Raw genomic sequence first — 1874 nt, forward strand, 5'->3', positions numbered from 1 at the left:
CGCAGCAGCCCCCGCCGCCCCCGGCCTGAGGGGCCGCGCGCGCCCGGCAGGGGTCACTCCTGCCGGGCCGCGCCCCACCCGTGCCACCGCTCGACGGCGAGGTGGACGCTCACCCGGGGACGGTCGCGGACCGGGTAGTCCCGCCCGGTGTAGTGGTTCGACAGCCGGTCTATGTCCCGCAGGCCCTCGTCGTCGACGATCGACACGACCCGGCCCTGCAGGCTCACGTGGGTGTACCAGTCGTTCTCGGCGAGGGCCGTGAGCGAGACCCGCGGGTCGGCCTTGAGGTGCTTGAGTCGCGCCCGCCCGGCGTCGAGACCCAGCAGCACCGTGCCGTCCTCTTCGACCAGGTACCAGGTCGCGACCGTGACGGGGCGGCCGTCGGCGGCCACCGTGGCCATCACGGCCGGGTTGGGCCGCGCGAGCAGGGCTGCGACGTCCTCGGGCAGGGGCGGGACGGGCATCAGGACCTCCGGGGTCGGGCTCAGCTACGCCGTCGACGCTACCGGCAGGTGCCGGGCCCACCAGGCGAGAACGTGCTCGAACCTCGCGAGGCGGTGCTGGGGCCGCCCCGACCGCGTGAGCTCGTGCCCCTCGCCGGGGAACAGCAGCAGCGCGGCCTCGACGCCGCGACGCTTGAGCTCGACGAACCAGCGCTGGCCCTGCTCGACCGGGCAGCGCCAGTCGTTCTCGGAGTGGATCACCAGGGTCGGGGTCCGCGCCTCGTCCACGTGAGCCATGGGTGACTGGGCCGTGAGGGCCGCCGCGCCGCCGTCGGTCGCGACGTCCCCCACGTACTCCAGGCCGAAGAACCAGCCGATGTCACTCGACCCGACGAAGCTCACCGGGTCCAAGAACCCTCGCTCGACGATCGCCGCGGCGAAGCGGTGCGTGCGGGTCGTGAGCCAGGCCGTCAGGTAGCCGCCGTAGGACCCACCCATCACACCGACCCGATCGGCGTCGAGCCCGAGCTCCGGGTCGGCGAGGGCGTGGTCCAGGAGGGCGAGCACGTCATCGGCGTCGACCGTGCCGAAGGCCTGCTGGATGGCCTTGCCGTGGGCCGCGCCGTAGCCGGCCGAGCCGCGCGGGTTGCCCAGCACCACCGCGTACCCCGCCTCGGCGAGGGTCTGGACCTCGTCGAACAGGGCGTGGGTGTACTGCGCGTAGGGGCCGCCGTGGATCATGAGGATGGTCGGGTGCGGCCCGGTCCCGAAGCGGTCGGGGTCGGGGGTGGCGACCCAGCCGTGCACCGGGTAGCCGTCGGGGGCCGTGGCGTCGAGCTCGAGCACGGGCCGAAGGCGCCCGGTGCCCCGCAGCTCGGCCGAGAGGTCCGTGACCCGGCGCTGCTCGCCTGAGCCCAGGTCCACCACGACGAGGTCCCCCGCAGAGTCCCCTGCGGCGACGGCCGCGACCGCGTGGGTCCCGTCGAGGGTCGCGCTCACGGCCTGCACGACGACGGGCCCACCCACCAGCACCCGCTCGGGCTCGGCGGAGCCCTCCGCGGCGGGGTCGGCGGGAAGGTCGAGCAGGACGACGGCGCCGCGCCGCTGATCGGCCACCAGCACCCGGTCACGGGTCACGGTCAGGAGACCGCTCGCCAGGTCGACCGCCTCGACGTCGGTGTGCCGGCGCGGGGCCGGGCCGCCGTCCCCGGACCGCGCGAGGTCCAGCTCCAGGGAGAACAGCCCCGTCTGGGCGGCGACGAACTCGCGTCCCGTCGCGCCCATGTCGGAGGCGAGGAACCAGAGCGTCCTGCCGTCCGCGGAGGGCACGACGGTGTCGACCGCCAGCTGGTCCCGCTCGCCCGCCCGGGTCAGGGGGTGGGGCGCTCCGGGGGCGCTGCCCGCCGGGGCGCCCTCGTCGAGCCCGTCGCG

At 75.5% G+C, this 1874-nt stretch carries 2 protein-coding genes; both read right to left on the minus strand.

Annotated elements, in window-relative coordinates; translation table 11 throughout:
* Nucleotides 1–53 precede the first annotated feature (53 nt).
* A complete protein-coding gene (locus L0B03_RS17275) occupies nt 54–464 on the minus strand; it encodes a TIGR03618 family F420-dependent PPOX class oxidoreductase (RefSeq protein WP_250448174.1) in 411 nt (136 codons plus the stop codon).
* A gap of 24 nt (nt 465–488) precedes the next feature.
* The coding region (locus L0B03_RS17280; RefSeq protein WP_250448176.1) for a S9 family peptidase at nt 489–1874 on the minus strand (1386 nt) is incomplete at its 5' end.

Origin of the sequence: Actinotalea sp. C106, assembly GCF_023630195.1 — a bacterium.
In the GTDB taxonomy this organism is placed as follows: Bacteria; Actinomycetota; Actinomycetes; order Actinomycetales; family Cellulomonadaceae; genus Actinotalea.

Bases quoted from the DNA above. Each gene is read 5' to 3' on its own strand.
- L0B03_RS17275 (WP_250448174.1), bottom strand. From the start codon at position 464: ATGCCCGTCCCGCCCCTGCCCGAGGACGTCGCAGCCCTGCTCGCGCGG.